This is a genomic window from Flavobacteriaceae bacterium, assembly GCA_014075215.1.
In the GTDB taxonomy this organism is placed as follows: domain Bacteria; phylum Bacteroidota; class Bacteroidia; order Flavobacteriales; family Flavobacteriaceae; genus Polaribacter.
The window spans coordinates 1,351,734-1,372,368 of sequence record CP046177.1 but is presented as its reverse complement, the minus strand read 5'-3'; the positions used below and the strand labels follow the sequence as shown (position 1 = coordinate 1,372,368).

The window sequence follows — 20,635 nt, the reverse complement described above, 5'->3', positions numbered from 1 at the left end:
TCAATATCTATTATATTTAATTATTTTGGCAGGATTTCCTACAACAACTGCATAATCTGGGACATGGTCAATTACTATCGCACCAGCTCCAACAAAAGCCCACTTTCCAATTCTTATATTTGGAATAACTACAGTGTCAGCTCCTATATTACTATCTTCACCAACAATGACACCTCCAGTTATTGTTGCGCTTGGTGAAACATGGCTAAAGTTACCAATATTACAATCATGTTCTATCACACAAGCTGTATTTATTATAGTATATTTTCCAATATGAGTTCCTGAATTAATGTTAACTCCAGGCATAATTACCGTTCCTTCTTCAACTTTAACACTATTGGAAATTATAGTTTGTTTATGTATGGCAGTACCAAATTCAACATCTAGTTTTTTTGAAATTAATTTTCTAATTGTATTATCACCTATACTAATAATAAATTTGTGACTTCTAAAGTCTTTAACTTTATCTGGGGATAAAACTGGTATACCTGCTACAACATTCAAATTAAAATCATCATCAATTAATGCATCAATAATCATCTGATTACTTAACAATATATCTTTAACCGCTTTACTGTGGCCTCCAGCACCAAATAAACAGAAGTTATTCATTTCCTTTAAATTTTATTGTTGTTGCTTGATTGTTAGTATTTATATTTTCTAATTTCATAACCTTAGTTATAGTCTTAAAAAAAATCTTTATATCTAATAGTAAACTCAAATTATTAACATACCAAACGTCATATTCAAATTTTTTCTTCCAGTTAATTGCATTCCTCCCATTAACTTGAGCCCAACCAGTAATCCCAGGTTTAACAAGATGCCGTTTTTTTTGTTCTTCATTATATAGGTTCAAATATTCAATTAGTAGCGGCCTGGGGCCAATTAAACTCATTTCTCCTTTTAAGACATTAACCAATTGAGGAATTTCATCTAGCGATGTTTTTCGTACAAATATACCTAACTTGGTTAACCTATCCTTATCAGGTAATAACTTTCCATATTTATCCTTTTCATTACTCATGGTTCTGAATTTAATTACTTTAAATATTTTTTCACCCTTTCCCGGCCTCCTCTGAAAAAAGAAAGGTTTACCATAATTATTAATCAACAGCAATGAAAAAACAATTAAAAAAAACGGACTCAATACTACAAGTCCTATTAAGGATATTATAAAATCAAAAGTTCTTTTAAAAAAATGACGGTACATTACTTTAAAATATTTTGTATTTCTACTATGTACTTTTCAGCCAATTTACATCTATCAAAATGTATTTTGGCAAAATCATAGCCGCGCTCTCCTATTTTTCTAATTTCTTCATCCTTAAAATTAATAAAGGTTTTTATTCCTTTTACAATAGCATCAATATTTTCTGGCTCTACATATATACCACATTGAGCTTCTTCTACTAATTGTCTTGAAACTCCATCAATAGCTAATAATATTGGTTTTTTGCATGACATATAGTCAAATGTTTTATTCGAATATATAGTTTTAAAGGTATCTACATTTTTTAATACAGATGTGCCAATGTCTGAAGCCAGAATAAATTTAAAAATGTCTTTTTTAGCGACCGAATCTCTGAATATTACATTATCTAGTTTACGTTTTTTTACTTCAGCGACCAATACTTTTTTTCTCATTCCATCTCCTATAAGTTGAAAAATAACACGTGTATCTCTTAAACGATCTGCAGCCTCAATTATTTGTATCAAATGATTGGCTACGCCATGAGCACCAACATAGGTAATAACAAATTTATTGGCTAGCCCTAATTCTTTCTTAAATTTCTTTGCATCAAAATTTTCTTGAATTTTCTCCATCAACTCAAAGTCAGCTGCATTTGGTATAAAAATCACTTTTTTAGCAACTGTTTTTTTTTCTTTGATAAGTTCATCTCTAAAAGCTGGTGTCAATACATTAATTAATTTTGCTTTTTTATAGATAAATTTTTCAAACCAATAAGCAAGTTTTATAACAGTTTTATTTTTTAAAACCCCAGTATCTATTGCTGATTCTGGCCATAAGTCTCTTATTTCAAAAACATATGGTGTGCGTTTTAATTTTGATAAAATGTAAGCAGTAATTCCAACAAAAAGAGGGGGAGAAGTCGCTATAATGATATCATATTTTCCTTTGGTCATGAATAATCCAGCGTAAATACTTGAAAAAACAAATGAAAAATACGCCCACAGCCTCACTAAAAAACTTATGTTGTAACTCTCCGACACATGAGATCTTATGACATTTACATTGCGATAAAATTGTGTATCTTTATGTACCCACTTTCCTTTGTATTTCTCAGTTTTTTCCCCAGTTGAATAATGAACCATTCCTGCCAATACTTCAATTTCATGACCAAGATCAGCCCAAGTTTGTGTCATTTGATTAAACCTGGATCCACCTCCTTCTCCTATTTCCAAAAAGTATTGATGAATTAGTAGTATTCTCATTAAGTATCTATCTTAATCTCTGTATTGAAAATATTTGTTTGAGTAGCAAATGTAATTCTAATTGATGCCTCTTTTATACCATAATAGCTAGAATACCATCTTTCTTCTATTAATGGTTGTATTTCAATCCCTTCTTCATCTTTTGTTATGATTTTAATTGCATCAATATAATCAGGATGTAAGTGCCAATATTGATAGATTACATTATCTTTTTTATTTTTAACAATATCAGTAATTTCCCATTTATTTTGTCCTTGTTCTTTTTTTATCTTCCTAATATGTTCAATATTACTACCTACATGTCTAAAGGCATTTATTTTTCCTTCAAACATAAAATAACCACTTTCTCTTTTCAAACTTGCTTTTGCTTTCTTAACCCAATAGTACCAAATAAACCTGCTGCCTCTTAGCATTTGATCGTAATCTTCTATTCCTACCGTATTATGTGCACTACACCCGCCAAAATAGTTCAATAAATCTTGATGTGTATTATATTTATAAGTTCCTGAGTCTCTCAATAAATTTTCACCATTTATCCATAGATCCAAATGCAAATTATCTGATTGTGAAGGTCTGTCTTTATAAGTACCACACCTCATAAATGTTTTTATACCTTCTTCCTGAATGATATAATACCCTCCTTTTTCAAAGGTGCTAACGGGCTTCGGTTGTTCATATTCAATCTTTTGAGGATTGAGCCCATACCAGAATACACTTTCGTAATCAAAATAAGCATAGTTGTATAAGACTGCTCTTAAATCGTCTAACTGGCTTTTATAATTTCGATAATCAGAATCTGTTAGCTTAAAAAACAATGCACCATCATTTGAACCATAGTTTGGAAGCTTACCACTTACCGGATCCATACAGGTATCTAAGAAATTTAATGACCTTTTTGCCCTATCGTATACAATTTTTGAAAGCAAATCGCCATTGAGTTCCGATAATCGAATTCCCCACGTTAGTTGTTGAACTAACACTCGATGGTAATTCATCGAAAACTGTAGATATGTGCCGTCTTCATAAACTTGATATGCTATTTCTTGTTCAAACCACTTTTTCCCTTTTCTACTCCATTTTTTTACGTTTGGAAAAAAGGGAAACAACTTACCTGATAAATACAGCATCATTGTTTCCATAGTTGCATGATTGTTTCTTACAGCAATTCTAGAAAAATGAATATTCTGGTAAACATGATGTATCTGCCAATAAACAACATACATTATTTTAGCAAAAAGTGTTTCTGTTAAAAACCGAGAATCTTTGTAATAGTATAATGCAAAAACCCAGTTAAGAGTTCTTAGACTAATTTCTTGACTACATTTGTAATTAGGTCCTTTATTTATTGGATTGTTATCAATAAAATTTTCTATTTGATTAAAAACAAATTCAGATTGATCCTCTTCATAATGGTAGTTGTATCTTATAATATCATATAAGTAAGAAAATCTGGCTTTTTCCCATACATATTTTATATCACCAGCCTCTTTTGATAAGTCTTCTATTTCAGACCAATGTTTACCAATATCATACTTGTAACCTGTAGACGGATTTGTTAACCAGTCATATTCCTCACCGAGGTCCAACTTCAGCTTATTAAAAAAAGTGAGAGCTCCTTTTTTAATACTGAGATAATTATCTAATAGAACGGGGTTTTCATCCTTTTTTAATCCATTGATTTTTTTACCATAAAAAAAGAAAGGAGGCATATTCTGTTTCCATTCCTCCAGACTTATGTATTTTTGAAACTTTGGGTGAGTTGGAAAAGTAATTTTTAGAAACCCTGTTTTACTCTTAAAAACATAAAATATTTTAAAAAAAAGATAACTTAATCCCATGTTTGAGATTAAGTTATAACCTTTTTTTATTTTTTTTATCATAGTTTTATTCTAATCAAAATTAAAAATTATAACTCAATCCATTTTCCTTCTTTCAATGAGGTAATAGCTGCAAAGGATGCTTTAGTTGTGTTTACGATGGATTGAAATGGAATGATCGCATGTCCTCCTTTTTTATGCTGATCAATCAGCGATTGAAATTGATTAAAATGTCCTTTGTCTTGTTTACCTGAAAAATTGTTAGCTCCTTTGAATCCATAGAATTTTAGTTTTCTCCAATTGTCCATGACCAATGTTCTTTCCTGAGAATACACCTCAACTCTTTCTTTGGAGTAAGACTTGCTACCGTTTGCAAAATAATTGATTACCGCGGTAGAGCCGTTTTCATACTTCAGTAAAATACTGGCATTGTCTGTGTCTTCTTTTGGGTTGGTTCCCATGGCATTCATACAAACAGCAGTAACATTTGATCCAGCTAAGTATGAACATAAATCGATATAATGACAAGCTTCACCAATAATTCTTCCGCCCCCGAGTTCCATATCGTGCACCCAAACGTCTTTGGGAATGAACCCTGCATTCATCGTTGCGATGATATTTACCGGTGTGGTATCATTTCCCAATGCTTTCTTCATTTTGATTGCAAGCGGAGCAAACCTACGGTTAAAGCCGACAGAAATGGTTACGTTGTTTTTTTCATAACCCGCAATGATTTCAAATAATTCTTCTTCTGTTAATGTCAGTGGTTTTTCTACAAAAACACTTTTGCCTGCATTGATGGCTTCTACAACCATTCTTGCATGGGTATTGTGCTGAGTAGTGATGAAAACCAGATCAACATCTTCATCTTCTAGCATTTCCTGATAATTGGTTGTTGATTTTGCAATACCGTATTTCTTAGCCATAATTGTTGATGACAATCCGCCTGAGCTTGCTATATATTTTACATTTGCGTTTATTTTTTTGAGATTAGGCATTACTGTTGAGCTTGTAAAGTTGCCTGCTCCAATAATTCCAATAACGCCTTTTTTTTCTTCAAAGGATTTTTCACTGACTTGAATTGAAGAAATTATCTCTGTATCTGATGCATATTCTAAAATAGCTGCAATAGATTTAGAATTGCTCATATCGCCATGTATCTTCTGATATTCTCGCAATGGTATTCGATCTGTGATTAAAGGTTTTACATTAAGAGATCCTTTGGATATGGTATTTAAAATGGCTTCGAAATTTCTCTTTTCTGTCCAACGTACAAATCCAATAGGATAATCTTGTCCTTTTTGTTCGTAATTTTCATCATATCGTCCTGGACCGTATGAGCAAGAAACTTGAAAAGTAATTTCTTTTTCATAGAAATCAGTTCTACTAATATCTAAACCAATCACTCCAACCAAAACAACGCGACCTCTTTTACGGCACATTCTAGCTGATTGAGAAATAATCTCATTGCTTTTATTGGATGCTGTGATGATAACTCCATCTGCTCCAACTCCATTGGTAATAGATTCTACAAATTTTACCTGGTCTGTTCCTTCTGATGGATTAATAGCCGTAATTCCTTTTTCTTTGGCAATTCTTATTTTTTCGTTGTCAAAATCGAAACCGATCACATTGCATCCGTTGGCAACTAAAAGCTCGGCAGTAACCAATCCGATCAATCCTAAACCAACCACTACAACAGTTTCTCCGAAAGTTGGATCTAACAATCGGATTCCCTGCAACCCAATGGATCCGATTACGGTAAATGTAGCTTCTTCATCGGTTACATTGTCTGGAATTTTAGCAACTAAATTTTTAGCAACTGAAACAAACTCTGCATGGTTTCCATTGGAAGCAACTCTATCTCCTACAGAAAATTCCTGTACTCCTTTTCCTACTGCGACAACCTTACCTACATTGCAATATCCTAAGGGAAGTGGTTGTCCTAATTTGTTGAAAACGGCTTCTAATGTAGGTCGTAAACCGTCGGTTTTAATTTTATCCAGTACCATTTTTACCTTGTCCGGTTGTTGTTTGGCTTTTTGAATAAGATTTGCTTTTCCAAAATCAACCAGCATTCTCTCGGTTCCTAAAGAAACTAAACTTCGAGTAGTTTTTATAAGCACAGACCCCGCTTTAATTCTGGGCACTGGCACTTCTTCTAAAATGGTGTCTCCTTTTTTAAGGTCTTGTATAATTTGTTTCATTCTCTCAGATTAATTTGTGAGCGGCTAATAACTTTGACTCTATATTCTCCCATGAATATTTCTTTTTACTATCTTTATCAAAGGCAAATGTTCCTTTTTTTTCTTTTAACATTTTAATCATTTTTTCACTGTCATATTGATAAAATGAATCTATTACAATGCCTATTTTTTTATCCGCCACAAACTTAGATATTTTCACTTCACTATTTATAATAATTGGTGTATTTGTTTGAATTGCATCAAAAATTTTATTAGGACTGGCATTGATATTATTTTGATTGTTGGGTTCGTAACAACACATAATATAATCTGCTTCTTCAGCGGCAACTCTTGTTGCCTCCGATTGTGTTATGGTTCCCCTATTATCTACAGATGGGTGTTTGGAAAAATCTATCGTATCCTGATCGTTAAGCCAACCGGCCATAATCACTTTAACTTCTTGGCTACTGTTGACCAAATCTTTGAGGATTCCCGTTCCCCTGGAAGTACTTAATGAGCCATTGTAAAGGATTTTTATGTACGGTGTTTTCTTTTTCTTGCTTTCTCTAAAAACATAAGGGTAGTTTTCCAGTACAATTAGTTTCTTTTTTATGAACTCTGGCATCAGGGTTCTCCTGTTTTCATCAGTAACAAGAACCGTATTAGCGGGTGCATAGATCAACTTTTTAAGAAATCTGTATTTTTCGTTGGGTTTGCTAAGCTTTAAAAAGATAGAATCAAACAGATCCAAGACCGCATTTTTTTGAAATAAAAAGAGGTAAAAAAAGATCATCAATTGCTCATTGATAATGTGTATAGAGTGAAACTTATGCTTCCTTTGAAGTTTCAAAAATTTTAAAACATGTAAAACGATAGCCTTTACCGAATTTCTTTTGTGTTCTATCAGTATGAATTCTCTGCAATTATCTCTGGCATAGTTATGCTCGGAATAATTACCCACTCCCAGAAAATAGACATCGACTACTTTTGACAATGTTCTTATTTCTTTATTAATACGCATATCAGAGCCGTCATTGGTTGACATATAGAGAATCCTTTGCTTTCTTTTTAAAGGCATTTATCTAATAATTTACTAAAGTTATTAATAAGGTGTCTGGAATCAAATTTTTGGATAAACTTATGCCCTTCAATACTTTTCTTTATTCTTAATTCATTATTGAATATACATTCTTTTATTGCTTCTGATAACACCAACGGGTCATTTGGTCGAATTATCCAACCACATTTTCCATTATTTAACACCTCTGGTATTCCCCCAATATTAGTTGAAATTACTGGAAGCCCTGAAGCTAGTGCTTCCATATTAGCAACTCCTAAAGCTTCCTTTTTTGAGGGTACACAAAATATATCAGTTGAGTTCAAATATTGTTTTACAGTTTTTGGCGATTGAGGACCTAAAAAGACGTAATTGTCTATTTTTTTTTCTTTTAAAGAATCCAAAATAAAAGGTTTAAACTTTAATTGAGGTCCTATAATTATTAGTCTAAATTCTATCTCTTTAATAAGAGAAATTGCCTCTATAACCTCTAATAATCCTCCTCTAATGAAATCTGCTTTCACAAAAAGTACCTCTACAGGTTTTTTCATTTCTAATCTTTCTCTGTAAGTATAATCTGAAAGGGGAATGCCCTTATATAATTTAAATATTTTATTCTTTGGTATCTTATACTCCTTTACAAGAGCATCTCTTAAAAAATTGGAGTTTACTATAACTTTAAATGATTTTTTAGCAGTTACTTTCTCCAACCACCTTAATATTTGAAACTTTACATATAATTTGTAATTGTTTTTTTTGTACTTATGGGTCATATTATTGTCATCATTAATCATAACAACAACTTTCTTCTTGAAAAAAAGAGCACTTAAAAAACCAGTAAACGCATTATTATACACCAGTATATCATAATTGAATATCTTGCTAATAATTTTTGCTTCCCTGTGATAGTAAAAAATCCGTATAAACTGATAAAAAGATTCATTAAACCTATTCTTTTTTAATTTGACCTTGTATATTCTATCATCAAGTTTATGATCACATACATCTTCAGTCAAAATTCTTACATCAAATTCTTTATTATTATGAAAATTTTTGTAAGCTAAATTTGCAAATAATGCTGGTCCATTATCTATGTGGTCAAAACTTGTAGTTGAAAATAGAATTTTTTTCATATGTTTATAATTTTACAGCTTACTAAAAAAACAGTAATTTGTGAAATTGATAATCATTCCGCTGTATGTCTAAAAATTAGTCGTGAATGTTTCATTTTCCATATTTCTTTATAGTTTTCTTATAGTAAAGTTTTCCCACATATAGCATAAAAAAAACTAATATAAACCAAGGAAAAAACAAAAATTGCCCTCCGGTAATATTTGATTCAAAAAAAGGTATTATTATAACTACTCCCAAATACATATGCAAACTATCTTTCAGGTGTTTATAGTAAATACTTAAAGGTTTAATTGTAAAATACCAAATAAAATAAATAAATACCAATACTCCACAACCAAAATAAATTTCCAAATAGGAATTGTGAATTCCGCTTTTAAAATATTCAACACTAATACTTGGCATATATTTTTGTATAGCCTCTTTAAATTGAAAAATTCCTTGCCCGGTAAAGTATAGTTGAGGATTACGTTCAAATATAATTACTCCTATACTTCTAGATGCTATTCTTGCATCTACATTTTCGGCTGAGTTTAACAAGTAATCATCTCCTTTTACCCCTTTTGTACTTTCTATTTGATATTTGGTTTTATTAATTCTTTTGGATAATGCCGAATCTGGATTTGAAATTGTTGTTGATAAAATTAACAGTATAAATATTGCCATTGCCTTGAACATAAAATTACCTCTTTTAAAAAGCAACCATATAAGTACACCTATGAATAAACTAAGTAAGCTACTCCTACTTCCTGAAATAATCAATAATCCTAGATTGGCTATTAAAAATAATGTCCATACAGAAACTATTTTTGCTCTTCTGTTTTGCAACAGATAAAAATGAGACATTATGTAAATAAATGATGCCCACCCATAATGATTTGATACAAATGCACCAATTGTTTCTCCATATATATCTTCTTCATCTAAATTTCCTCCAAATAAAAAGAATGATAAGGATGGTATTAGATAAATCCACCTTATGGATACTATAATGGCATCGAGTATTGTTTTGTAGGGATATTTATTAAATAATACTTTTAAAGATACCCCTATATAAATTAGAGGGAAAATCAATGTAGTTGCTCTTTTTAATGATGCTACCGGGTTTACGCTAAAAAAACATGAAAAAATGATCAATGCACTAAAAATATATGTTTTTTTCAAAACACTATCGTAATTATATTTTCCATACAACTTAATCATTGAGTATACTAAGAATGCTACTTTTAGAGGTTGAAAAACAGCATTACTAGCCAAACCTGTTAACGAAGCAAGCCCATAAGAGAATATCACCAGAAATACATTTATAACTAAATTTTGAAAGATAATATTTTTATAAATAGACCGCATTTACTTAGTATATACTCTATAACTATATTTTTAGTTAATACTTACCTTTAATTTTTTTGTTTGAAAAACTTTTTCTATAGCTATTTATTAAATTGTTTTTTTTAATTCTTTTAATTAAAGTTAAGCTTAAAACAATCGGTAAGTAATTACCAAACATATAAGCAGGAATCGGTGGATAATATATAGTAAATGTACCTACAGTAAAAAGTATAAATATTATCCAAGTATACAGTTTGTTATAGTAAAGGAATACTAAAAAGATAAACCCAATGAATGAAATAAAATAATTTATATAATCTATGTTCCTATTAAAATAACCAAAAGAGAAACCTTGCAGCGTATTTATAAATGCATTCTTTATAAATATATAAGGATTTTCTTTGAAAATTTTTATAACTTCTTCTTTCGTTATTACAGTATATTTGTCAATAACTTCTTCTTCATAATAATTCCCTCCAACTGATGCTACTAATTTTTCTCCTGTTATCCTTTCATAAAGGTTATATGGAGCTTTATCACTTAACTTAATTCCATATTCATTTTGATAAGCTCCAAGACCAGCATAAACCGTATGCCATACATTTTTCTTTGTAGGTTGGTATAACATATAACTTACTAGGAAAGTAAAAAGTAAACATCTTAAAGAAAAACTATAATTAAATTGCTTATATAATACGTAAAAAACGAATAGTAAACTTACTATAACAGTTGGTCTGGTTAACAGTATAAAAGGTAATAAGATTATTAATGGGATAACAAATGCTCTTCTGGGCTTGCTTGCTAATAGTACATATCCGAATAATGCAGTGGGTATTATTTGCCAGAAATAATAGAAGTTAAATGGAATAAATTTTAAAACAATTGGATTTATTGAAAATAAAATAAAAAATAACCACCTCTGCCTTTTATTAAAAGTATTTAAATTAAGAAATAACAAATTTATAAGAACATAAACCATACATTGTAATAAAATAACAGCTAGTTGATCTCCCAAAAAAGGAAATACTATAGTGGCAATTTTAATCAAATATACATACCCTATGGGGTTATGGTTATAATGTACTAAATTATTTTCTCCTTTAAATTTGTAACTATCTTGCTGATCTATATCAAGTGATTTAAAATGTTTCACTTCATTTAAATCAATTTCAAAACTACCTGCAAATTCTAAATTATTTGCTCCGGAAAGAAATGGTCCCATCCAATTATCACTCATCCTGCTATTTTTCCCTAAAAAAAAAGATACCAAGAGAGCAATAATGATTAGTGAAATTTGAAAATATATTTGCTTAATCTTCATTTACTTCCTTCTTATTTAAAAAATATAGCGGCCTGTTTTTTGTTTCACGAAAAACTCTTCCCAAATACTCTCCGATTAATCCTAAACTTAACAATTGTAAACCTCCAAGAAATAGTACAACTGCTATTAAAGAAGAGTATCCTTGTATCGACTCTCCAAATAAAATTTTCTTTATGACTACCTTAAATAATAATACAAATGATAATAAAGAAATAATAAAACCCGTTATTATAGCTAATCGCAGTGGTTTTGTAGTAGAGGACGTAATACCTTCAATGGCTAAATTGATTAAACTAAAATAATTCCATTTGGTAGTTCCGGCTTTTCTTTTATCTCTTTCAAATAATATTTCTTTTTTTCTAAAACCTATCCATGAAAATAATCCTTTTGTGTATCGTTGGGATTCTTTAAATGATTTAATTGCTTCAAATGCTTTTCTGTCTAATAATCTAAAATCACCTGTATCCTTTTGAACAGGAAAGTCTGAGAAAAAAGAAATGATTCTGTAAAATATATAGGCTGTTTTTTTCTTTAAAAAAGTTTCTCCTTTCCTACTGGATCTTTTTGCATAAACATCCTGATATCCATTTTCCCATTCAATAATCATTTGACTAATTAAACCAGGGGGGTCTTGAAGGTCTGCATCCATAATAATAACAGCCTAGCTTTTGGAATTAACATTCTCAAAACCAGCAATTAAAGCTATTTCTTTTCCAAAATTTCTGGAGAGATCTACATAGCAAACTCTATAGTCTTTACTCCTTAGCTCATTCAATATCTTAAGTGTATTGTCTGTACTGCCGTCATTTACAAACAGAAATTCGAAAACATATTTAGCTTTATCTATTTGATTGATTACTTTACAAACCTCTTTATAAAATAGATGAATGACTTCTTCTTCATTATAAGCAGGTATAAGAATAGAAATTAATTTTTGCATTTTAATTTATTTGCGATTCTTTTACAACTTTTTATTCAAAAATAGTATAAAGCAGATTACGACTGTTTTTTCATTACAGCAAAACTAAAGTAAATATTTTACATTGTTATTATAGATGAAATGTAAATAATCCATTTTTCAATAGAACTCATCTTGACTGGTCTCAAATATAGTTGATAGTATAAAAATCAATGAAATGATACGCTTATATTATTTATCATAAAAATATTTCGCAAAATCTTCCCATTTATATTTTTTCAAGGAATTAAAGTTTTCCATTCCTATTTCTTTTAAATCTCTATCATTATATTTTTTTAATGCTTCAAATGATTCTTTAATATTGTTTTTATAAAGCAATTCTTTTTGATGTTTTAACCGATCTTTCAAAACCCCAATATTAGGTGCTAAGATCGGCTTTTTAAAACCCATTGCCAGAATGGTAGACCCAGAATTTTCAATTTTCTTAAAAGGTAAAACAATAATATCCGACGCATTATAGAAATATTGTAACTCATCATTATTAATAAATCTATTTATAAAAATAATATCATCATCATCCTTATAAATTTCATGAAAGTACTCTTTATTAATGGGGTTTCCTGCTATGATCAATTTTTTAGAAGATGTTTTTAACTCTTCAAACACTTTTATTAAATCCTCGATGCCCTTATAAGGCTTTATATACCCTAAATACAGGTATAAAAAAGCACCTTCATCTATTTGTAATTTCTTTCTACTTTCTTTTTTACCCGAATTATTTTTATAATAAGACACATAAGATCCTTCAGGGCATACAAAAAATTTATCCTTTACATTCAATTCTTTTTCTGCTCTTTTTATCGAATCTTTAGAAAAAACTCTTATCCATTTTACATGTTTTGCAAAAAAACGTCTGCATAATTTATGAATTATTATGTGTTTTGAATCATGTGGTCTTATATTATGTAAAGTCCAGACCAATGCTACCTTGTATAAATACTTAGCTATAATTATTTGGATAAGGAAAATTGGAATACCTAGAAGTGTAAGAAAAAATGTTCTTCTGTAGTAATAAGAATTTATCCAGTCAAAATGGATATAATCAGGTTTATATTTAGCAACTGTTAAAAATATACCTAAGAATCGATTATTTATTCCTAAAGAAACATCTAATTTTTGGAAAGAATTTAGTCCTTCTATCATTAGGTGTTGATAAGGGTTTTCGATACCAGCTACGGGTAAACAAAAAATACGAATACGTTTCGATTTATTCATCTTTTATTTTAAAAATATCATGCCTTAATACTATTGAAACAAAGGTCTGTGGTTTAAAAAGTATTTTAAGCCGCTTTTTCTCATTCCAATTTTCTTAGCAGGAATACCTCCAATAATATTCATGGGCTCTACATTTTTTGTAACTACTGAGTTTGATGCAACTACTGCTCCTTTTCCTATAGTAACTCCTGGCAAAATGGTAACACGGGATGCAATCCATACATAATCTTCAATAATTACATCCGCGCCCAAGTCTTTGTGATAATCGTCATGAACATCGTGTTCAAGAGTCCAAATGTTGGTTTCCTGAGCAATATCTACATTGCTGCCAATGGTTAACTTACCTCCTCTTCCATCCAGCATCACATTTCTATTGACTATATTATTGCTTCCCATAGAAATGTTTGAAGGTTTACGTAGCTCCAGTCCCATCAAAAACGTATTGTTTTTTCCACATTTTCCCAGTAATCGGTAGTAAAATATATTTCTAATTACATGAAAAGGAATATGGGATAAAACTCTATTGACAAAATAGAAGAAAAGAGCTACAACCCACGCATTAAAGGAAGAAATTATTTTGAGTTTACCCATAAGCATTCGTTATTTTTAGTTGATTTTACACCCCAAAAATAACCTAAATATAATAGATTCAAATTTTTTATTATTTAACCATGTCCTGTTTCTGTAATTCGATTATTACTAACATTTTACTTATTTAAATGTCTTATAAATCAAATACACTGATCTGACAGATAATACATTGACAAATACAAGTAACAATGCTATTTTATATGTAATACTTTCGAATGATAATTGTTCTATAAAGACATGTAGCAGCCAGGCCACAACTATCATGAGCAACAACAGTAAATTATTACCGCTTAGAAATGAGTACCTGATAGGGTTTTCTACCTTTTTATAAACAAAATAACTTGCTAAAGCCATTAAAAATGTATTTAATGGTTTAATAAATAGTAATCCTTGAATTTTAAATTGGGCTACCAATACATAGCAAAACACTGCTGACAACAGTTGCGATATGACCCAATAAGAATATAGGTTTTTTTCCAAGGTGATTAGAAATCGCCATTTTTCTATAAATCCCCCCGATACTTCCTATCAAAACCGCAACTATATTAAATTGTAAAAAAATATATGCTAGTGCTACATTATCTTCGTTAAATTTTTCACCACCCCATATAAAGTCAATCCCATAATATCCTAACAAAATACTTCCAATAATAACTATGATATTCACATTTAGTATACTGATCATGTTCTTCTTGAATTCATACGAAACAGATTTGGAATTTTGCATCAATAAAGAATAACGTGTGAAGAAAATAGTTAAGAAAGGTTGTATGAACAAGTTCTTTATTTTATTACTCAGGTTCTGCAAATATTTGAAAATGGCCAGAGTTCCTTCTGGTAAAAAAGAGATAGTAGATGTAAAAGTAATGGAAAGAATTTGAGTAGCTCCTACATATGACAACGTACTCTTCATTGTCTTAAAAAACGATTTATGATCAAAATCTTTTATTGTTAGCTTAAATGAGTGTCTAAACTCTATTCTATATAGTTGATATACGTAAAAAAAGAATTCGATTACCTTACCTAATAGTAAGGAAAGTACCAATGCCCAAATTCCCAGAGATTTATAAAACACTAATATTGTTAGAATGTTAATTATATAATTTACCACACTTAAAAATTCTACTCTTCCAAACTTTTTCTCAGCATTTAATACTATCATAAAAAAAGAATTAAATAGTTGAAGGTACAAATAAGGCAAGAGGATTCTAAAAATAAGGGTTGAAAGTTCTTTATCTTCCTCTGAAAACCCTGGTACTAATAATTGAATAAAGAATGAAGCAAATATGAAAATAATGGCTATAATAACAGTTCCTAATAAGAATATCCTATTTAGGATGACAGATAGTGCCTCAAAACCTAATCCTTTTCGGATAGTATTTAATTTGTGATATTCGGGTAGAAAAACTTCTGCCAACTGCCCTCCTTGCGATAAAGAAGTAACCATATAAACCAAACCCTGTGCTGCAAAATAGATTTCTATATTCCTGGAAGCTCCAAAATATCTAACTAATAGAATCGAGTATAAAAGACCTAGTAATGAAGTTAAGAGCTTAAAAGAAAAAAGCTTTAAGAGTGTTTTCATTTTTACCAACTGATAAAGTCGTGAGCATGCTCAATATTTTCAATGGTATGAACTATATGCTTCGTATTTGAAACTCCAAGAAGAGAAGCAATTAGTTTTAATGAAAAAAGCTTGAGGAGTATCTTCATTTTGCCAACCAATCTTTCATCTTTTCACTTACCGAAATAACCGAATTATATTCTCTCTCGAATTTCTCATCGTCAAACTCAAATTTAGAGCCTAAACATCCTATATACTCTTCCAAATTTGTTAAAGGATCTAGTATCTTCGGTTTTCTATTAAAAAGTCTTGCAGCATATTCCAACTTTGGGTCAACTCTGATAGAGACAGTATTTATTCCCAAAAGTCCTGCCACATAAACCATATGCATTCTACTGGTAAAAACTATACTGGCATTCTTAAATAGGGATACAAAATCCATAATTGTCATTTTATACGGATTCCAAACAGTAGAAAGTATACCTTTAGATTCGAGTTTCTCCATTATTTTCTCTTCTTCAGATTGAAAAAAGCACCAGTTTACCTGATATTGTTTTTCTAATAAGTGTTCAGAGAATTTCATCAGAACTTCCAGATGTTTTTCATAGGGTTTGTAATGCTTATACGACCTTGGACATATAATGACACTACATGCTGTTTTAGATCGCTTAAGAGCAGTAAGTTCATTCCTTAGCAATAGGCTCAAATCATTAGCTAAATAAACTTTTTTTAAATCAAACAATTTTCCATACTCATAAGATTTTTGATCTCTTACTCCTAAAAAATCAAAATTTTTTAACATACTTTGGTATATGGATTGTGATCTTTTATTTATAAAAGGTCCTATACCAATACCTATTCCGGCATATTTAGTACCTAATAATTTTGGAATATTATATCTTAAATAATTAGAAATCTTTCTCTTGAAATAATTCTTAGTATTTATTTCCTTTCCGTAATCAAAGAAAACACCGCCGCCAATAAAGTATACTTTATCAAAACTTTTGTAGAAAAAAACAGGTATTGTTTTTTTATATCTTATTATTTTAATTTTCGGGTAATACTGTAATAGATAAAGTGCGTCTACAGTTTCAGGAACTATACAATAAACTTCATTATTTTTTATCTTTTTAATGTTGTCCAGAGCTATTTTTAATAATAAATCATCTCCGAAGTTTTCTCTCCCTATATAGCCTGTTAAAAGTATTTTTTTTGTCATTTTAATCTACTAAATTAAATAAACCATACAGGCTCCATTTTGACTCTCCGCTTTTCTGTCTTGAACCTGATATTCAATTGTTTTTTTATTTGTTCAAGATAAAAATATTTTTTCTTCTACATTTCTTGCAAAATATTCATAGTTCCCTTCAATCTTTTTAAATGAAGATAGTGATTTTTTTGCTTATTTATATTTAGCATTATATCTTCAATAATTACTGATATTTCTCTAGGATTGGATATATCCGTTACATTTACAGCATAGGGAAATACTCCGGATAGAGCTTTAAATGCAGGAAAATCCGGCAATATCAGTAGGGTACCAAAATTAACAAATTCATACAATCTGTTTGGAGCTGCATAAACGTTATTAAGAGAAGTTGCACTATAAAAACCAATCCCTATATCCGCTGCAGCAATGGTATTCAGGTGGTTTGGCGGCATTCTGGAATTTAAAAACACAACTCTGCCACTTAAGTTCAAACTCTTTACATATTTTTTTAAATCTTCTAAATCATTACGAACTTTAACAAATGAGGGAATAATTACTAGCACGTATTTTGCCGGCAAAAAGTCAAATGCTTTTACTAATTCTTTTAAACTTCTTTTTTTATTATCTATTAAGCCGGAGTAAAGAACCGTTATTTTTCCCATATTTTTCAATGCAGTTATTTCTTTATCTTCTGAGATATTAAAGCCTCCGTAATTTGGAATATTTGGTAACAATAATGGTTTTGTTTTTAACTTGGCTAAGAAGTAAGTAATCCAACCTCTATTTTCTTCAGGAACAACCAGGTAATCTGCTTTCCTACAAGAATTAAATCTATGCTGTTCCAATTCATGAAATTGATAGACTACTTTTATTGCCCCTTTAAAACCATATATTCCGATAACATCCGGTGCCCCCAACCATATAATATTAACAGCGTGTTTATGCTTAAATAAAAACCGATAAAATTTTAAGTGAAAATAAATCTTAGCCGCAATTCTCTTAAGTAAACCAATTGGATAAGGTTTCTTTTTAAGTTGTATTAAGTGAATATTAGAAAATTCAAATTTTACTTCCGTATGATAAGTGAATAAGACAATTTTATATCCTCTTGAAGCTAAATAATTAATTATTGAAATTGTTGGAGGTATCGTTTTTATATCTCTCATCAACGGAAATAAAATTGTTTTTGATCTATTCATAAGGTATTCTTTGAATTAAATAATCTATACAATGAATAAAGAGGCTTTAAACATAGCACCAAAGTTACAAACATCAAAAAGATCAGTTGGTAAGAATTGTTAAAAGAAGTTGAGAATTTACCTAATATAAAGTTTATTGCTGCTGCTAAGGCAATGAGTATCAAAGATTCTATATTTTCTTTATTCAAAAAATAAAATTTAAAGGAGTTTTTAGTTCTAATGTATACGGTATAACTTACTATGCTGATCAAAAAGATATTTAGAGGAATGATAAATAACAGACCATTTATATCAAAGTATTTAATCAAGAAAAAGCTAAGTAGAGCCGAGAGAAGTTGACTTACAGACCAATACCGGTATAATACTTTTCCTTTGCCATGAGATATCGCCATCTTACGATAAAGACTTCCAACTCCACTAAACAATATACCGATTGAATTAAAAACTAAAAATACCTGAGCTGAACTTACATCACTTGCATCAAATTTGTTACTTCCCCAAAGAAAATTTAAAACGCTTATACCTAGTAATATAACTACGACAATAACTATAGTATTAACTTTTAAAATGCCTTGAATATTTTTTATAAATTCATTAAGTAAAGATTTCGAATCTTGTAATAGCTGTGAGTACTTGGTAAAAAATATTGTTATGAACGGTTGAATAAATAAACCTTTTATTCTATTAGCTAAATTTTGAACATATCGAAAAATCGCATAAACTCCTTCAGGCAGGAATGAAATACTGGCAGTAAGGACAATGGAATAGATTTGTGTTGCACCAACATATAAAAAAGTACTGCGAATGGTTTTGAAAAAATCAGCATGATCAAACTCTTCACTTCTTAGAATAAAATGATATCTGTATTTAATCTTGTAGAGTTGAGAGATGTAAAAAACAAACTCTAAAAATTTACCTAACAACAAAGAAGTTACCAGTGCCCAGATTCCGATATACTGATATAAAGTAATAATGCATATCAAATTTATTATTACATTGGTAAACCCTAATACTTCAGCTTTTTCAAATTTTTCTTCTGCATTTAAAACAGTTGCAAAAAATAAATTAAACAATTGAAAATATAAGCAAGGCAGTAGAATTCTAAAAATGAGAACTGCCATTTTCTTATCGCCTTCACTAAATCCGGGAACCAGTACATCAATGAATATTGGAGCCAGAAAAAAAATAGGAATAGATAATATTGTTGCTAAAAAGAACATCCTATTAATCACAATATTCAGAGCTTTAAATCCAAGCCCTTTACTAATAAGGTTTAGCCTATGGTACTCCGGTAAAAAAACTTCTGATAATTGTCCGCCCTGAGCCAGAGATGTAACTAAATATACCAGGCTTTGAGCAGCAAAAAAAACTTCAACTATTCTGGAGGCTCCAAAATACCTTACCTGAAGAATTGAATACAAAACACCAAAAAGAGAAGCAATTAGTTTTAATGAAAATAATTTGAGTAAAGCTTCCAAATATTGTTATTTATTACTTTTAAAAAATAAAATGATTTTACATAAAAAGTGTTTTATCAGGTCTTGAATTTTGTTTTTCTCATCGTCAATAATGATATAACTCTTGGAAATTGGATAGTTATTGACCTTAATGAAGGCTTCGTGCTTTTTTGCCAGATGATGTCTTAGGGTTTTCAAATCCATTTCGTCAAAGTTATTATTCTTATTAGAATAATTCTCTAATCTGTAATCAACAATGTGTTCACGAACTGACGAAGGCATTGGAATTACTAATATTTTCCCTCTTAAAAATTTATTCAGAGTATAATTTGCTTTGTAAAAATTGATTACTTTTTTTACATTATCAATATTAAAAATCATTTTTCCTGAGTTCAAAATCCACTTATCATGATTTCTTTTTTTATAGGATAATTTTTCTTCTAACAACAAAATACTACTATAAATTACTTCAAAACTTGGTATAATCCATTTATTCAATTCACTTTCTATTGTTTTAAGCTTTACTGCGATTGCTTGCTTTCTTAGAGTTTCAATTTCAGCTATTTTTCTTTTAGATTCCTGAAAAGGAATAATATTAAAATCGCTTAATAATTTATAGGTATGTCTCAATGTACTGATAAACAACGATACAGCTCTTACATGATTTTTTCTCATTGATAGCATGGCTGATAATGATTCTAACCTGTGGATAGTATATTCATAAGATAAAATCAACTTTAAATCGTTTATTTTATCATCAGTCATATGGCCTCCAATATCGTCTCCGTAAAGAATTTTTTTTCTATCAATATAAAAAAGCCCTTCAATATATTTAGCAAGTATTTTTGAGTAAACAAAAACATCATGAGCAATGACTTCATATCCTTTTTTTTGCTTAAGAATTTTTCTGATACTGATATCATCCCAATTTGGAGGGTTAATGTCGTCAACAATTACAATAATATCAATATCACTAAGCCCCGGAGCTGTAAAACTTCCTATTTGAATAATTGAAAGAACTCCTTCTATTTTTTTGACTTGATCCATATAAGTTGAGATTAAGTCATCATAAATAGATAATGGTACAGCGTTAACTTCTCCATAAAGATTATCAAATTTCATATA

17 protein-coding genes and 1 pseudogene are annotated in these 20,635 nt (G+C 29.8%); all 18 read right to left on the bottom strand.

Annotation, left to right across the window (positions count from 1 at the left end):
• The 18 genes and pseudogenes from GKR88_06915 to GKR88_06830 all read right to left on the bottom strand — a co-directional run bounded on the left by GKR88_06915 (position 1) and on the right by GKR88_06830 (position 20,632).
• On the bottom strand, positions 1–612 hold the full coding sequence (locus tag GKR88_06915) for an acetyltransferase (protein ID QMU64049.1): 612 nt from the start codon (positions 610–612) through the stop codon (positions 1–3).
• The gene (locus tag GKR88_06910; GenBank protein ID QMU64048.1) at positions 605–1,210 is read right to left on the bottom strand and encodes a lipid carrier--UDP-N-acetylgalactosaminyltransferase; all 606 of its coding nucleotides are present in this window, start codon (positions 1,208–1,210) and stop codon (positions 605–607) included. Before GKR88_06910 ends, GKR88_06915 begins: the two co-directional genes overlap by 8 nt.
• Positions 1,210–2,454 (bottom strand): glycosyltransferase, encoded by a 1,245-nt coding sequence (locus tag GKR88_06905; GenBank protein QMU64047.1) that lies wholly within the window; start codon positions 2,452–2,454, stop codon positions 1,210–1,212. Before GKR88_06905 ends, GKR88_06910 begins: the two co-directional genes overlap by 1 nt.
• The gene (locus GKR88_06900) at positions 2,454–4,292 is read right to left on the bottom strand and encodes a heparinase (protein QMU66659.1); all 1,839 of its coding nucleotides are present in this window, start codon (positions 4,290–4,292) and stop codon (positions 2,454–2,456) included. Before GKR88_06900 ends, GKR88_06905 begins: the two co-directional genes overlap by 1 nt.
• A 68-nt stretch (positions 4,293–4,360) precedes the next feature.
• Positions 4,361–6,478, bottom strand: coding sequence for a zinc-binding dehydrogenase (locus GKR88_06895; GenBank protein QMU64046.1), 2,118 nt, complete (start codon positions 6,476–6,478; stop codon positions 4,361–4,363).
• Positions 6,479–6,482: 4 nt separating this feature from the next.
• The gene (locus tag GKR88_06890; GenBank protein ID QMU64045.1) at positions 6,483–7,502 is read right to left on the bottom strand and encodes a hypothetical protein; all 1,020 of its coding nucleotides are present in this window, start codon (positions 7,500–7,502) and stop codon (positions 6,483–6,485) included.
• A gap of 23 nt (positions 7,503–7,525) precedes the next feature.
• The gene (locus tag GKR88_06885; GenBank protein QMU64044.1) at positions 7,526–8,647 is read right to left on the bottom strand and encodes a glycosyltransferase; all 1,122 of its coding nucleotides are present in this window, start codon (positions 8,645–8,647) and stop codon (positions 7,526–7,528) included.
• 91 nt (positions 8,648–8,738) lie between these two features.
• Positions 8,739–9,995 (bottom strand): hypothetical protein, encoded by a 1,257-nt coding sequence (locus GKR88_06880; protein ID QMU64043.1) that lies wholly within the window; start codon positions 9,993–9,995, stop codon positions 8,739–8,741.
• Positions 9,996–10,029: 34 nt separating this feature from the next.
• The gene (locus GKR88_06875) at positions 10,030–11,211 is read right to left on the bottom strand and encodes a hypothetical protein (protein ID QMU64042.1); all 1,182 of its coding nucleotides are present in this window, start codon (positions 11,209–11,211) and stop codon (positions 10,030–10,032) included.
• 73 nt (positions 11,212–11,284) lie between these two features.
• A pseudogene (locus GKR88_06870) lies at positions 11,285–12,235 on the bottom strand (glycosyltransferase).
• A gap of 210 nt (positions 12,236–12,445) precedes the next feature.
• Positions 12,446–13,489: a glycosyltransferase gene (locus tag GKR88_06865; protein QMU64041.1), complete on the bottom strand. Its 1,044-nt coding sequence runs from the start codon at positions 13,487–13,489 to the stop codon at positions 12,446–12,448.
• 30 nt (positions 13,490–13,519) lie between these two features.
• Positions 13,520–14,080 (bottom strand): acyltransferase, encoded by a 561-nt coding sequence (locus GKR88_06860; GenBank protein QMU64040.1) that lies wholly within the window; start codon positions 14,078–14,080, stop codon positions 13,520–13,522.
• Positions 14,081–14,200: 120 nt separating this feature from the next.
• On the bottom strand, positions 14,201–14,434 hold the full coding sequence (locus GKR88_06855; protein QMU64039.1) for a hypothetical protein: 234 nt from the start codon (positions 14,432–14,434) through the stop codon (positions 14,201–14,203).
• 43 nt (positions 14,435–14,477) lie between these two features.
• Positions 14,478–15,665 carry a hypothetical protein gene (locus GKR88_06850; GenBank protein ID QMU64038.1) on the bottom strand — a complete coding sequence of 396 codons (1,188 nt, stop codon included), beginning with the start codon at positions 15,663–15,665 and terminating at the stop codon, positions 14,478–14,480.
• 124 nt (positions 15,666–15,789) lie between these two features.
• Positions 15,790–16,863 (bottom strand): hypothetical protein, encoded by a 1,074-nt coding sequence (locus GKR88_06845; protein ID QMU64037.1) that lies wholly within the window; start codon positions 16,861–16,863, stop codon positions 15,790–15,792.
• Between the two features lie 116 nt (positions 16,864–16,979).
• A complete protein-coding gene (locus GKR88_06840) occupies positions 16,980–18,020 on the bottom strand; it encodes a hypothetical protein (GenBank protein ID QMU64036.1) in 1,041 nt (346 codons plus the stop codon).
• A gap of 29 nt (positions 18,021–18,049) precedes the next feature.
• Positions 18,050–19,531: a hypothetical protein gene (locus GKR88_06835; protein ID QMU64035.1), complete on the bottom strand. Its 1,482-nt coding sequence runs from the start codon at positions 19,529–19,531 to the stop codon at positions 18,050–18,052.
• A 6-nt stretch (positions 19,532–19,537) separates the two neighbouring features.
• Positions 19,538–20,632, bottom strand: a complete 1,095-nt coding sequence (locus GKR88_06830; protein ID QMU64034.1) for a hypothetical protein — start codon at positions 20,630–20,632, stop codon at positions 19,538–19,540.
• Positions 20,633–20,635 lie beyond the last annotated feature (3 nt).

What these genes read in the sequence shown, in the direction of transcription:
- GKR88_06915 (QMU64049.1), bottom strand. Translation starts at nt 612, where the DNA reads ATGAATAACTTCTGTTTATTTGGTGCTGGAGGCCACAGTAAAGCGGTT.
- GKR88_06910 (QMU64048.1), bottom strand. Translation starts at nt 1,210, where the DNA reads ATGTACCGTCATTTTTTTAAAAGAACTTTTGATTTTATAATATCCTTA.
- GKR88_06905 (QMU64047.1), bottom strand. Translation starts at nt 2,454, where the DNA reads ATGAGAATACTACTAATTCATCAATACTTTTTGGAAATAGGAGAAGGA.
- GKR88_06900 (QMU66659.1), bottom strand. Translation starts at nt 4,292, where the DNA reads ATGGGATTAAGTTATCTTTTTTTTAAAATATTTTATGTTTTTAAGAGT.
- GKR88_06895 (QMU64046.1), bottom strand. Translation starts at nt 6,478, where the DNA reads ATGAAACAAATTATACAAGACCTTAAAAAAGGAGACACCATTTTAGAA.
- GKR88_06890 (QMU64045.1), bottom strand. Translation starts at nt 7,502, where the DNA reads ATGTCAACCAATGACGGCTCTGATATGCGTATTAATAAAGAAATAAGA.
- GKR88_06885 (QMU64044.1), bottom strand. Translation starts at nt 8,647, where the DNA reads ATGAAAAAAATTCTATTTTCAACTACAAGTTTTGACCACATAGATAAT.
- GKR88_06880 (QMU64043.1), bottom strand. Translation starts at nt 9,995, where the DNA reads ATGCGGTCTATTTATAAAAATATTATCTTTCAAAATTTAGTTATAAAT.
- GKR88_06875 (QMU64042.1), bottom strand. Translation starts at nt 11,211, where the DNA reads ATGAGTGATAATTGGATGGGACCATTTCTTTCCGGAGCAAATAATTTA.
- GKR88_06865 (QMU64041.1), bottom strand. Translation starts at nt 13,489, where the DNA reads ATGAATAAATCGAAACGTATTCGTATTTTTTGTTTACCCGTAGCTGGT.
- GKR88_06860 (QMU64040.1), bottom strand. Translation starts at nt 14,080, where the DNA reads ATGGGTAAACTCAAAATAATTTCTTCCTTTAATGCGTGGGTTGTAGCT.
- GKR88_06855 (QMU64039.1), bottom strand. Translation starts at nt 14,434, where the DNA reads ATGGCTTTAGCAAGTTATTTTGTTTATAAAAAGGTAGAAAACCCTATC.
- GKR88_06850 (QMU64038.1), bottom strand. Translation starts at nt 15,665, where the DNA reads ATGAAAACACTCTTAAAGCTTTTTTCTTTTAAGCTCTTAACTTCATTA.
- GKR88_06845 (QMU64037.1), bottom strand. Translation starts at nt 16,863, where the DNA reads ATGACAAAAAAAATACTTTTAACAGGCTATATAGGGAGAGAAAACTTC.
- GKR88_06840 (QMU64036.1), bottom strand. Translation starts at nt 18,020, where the DNA reads ATGAGAGATATAAAAACGATACCTCCAACAATTTCAATAATTAATTAT.
- GKR88_06830 (QMU64034.1), bottom strand. Translation starts at nt 20,632, where the DNA reads ATGAAATTTGATAATCTTTATGGAGAAGTTAACGCTGTACCATTATCT.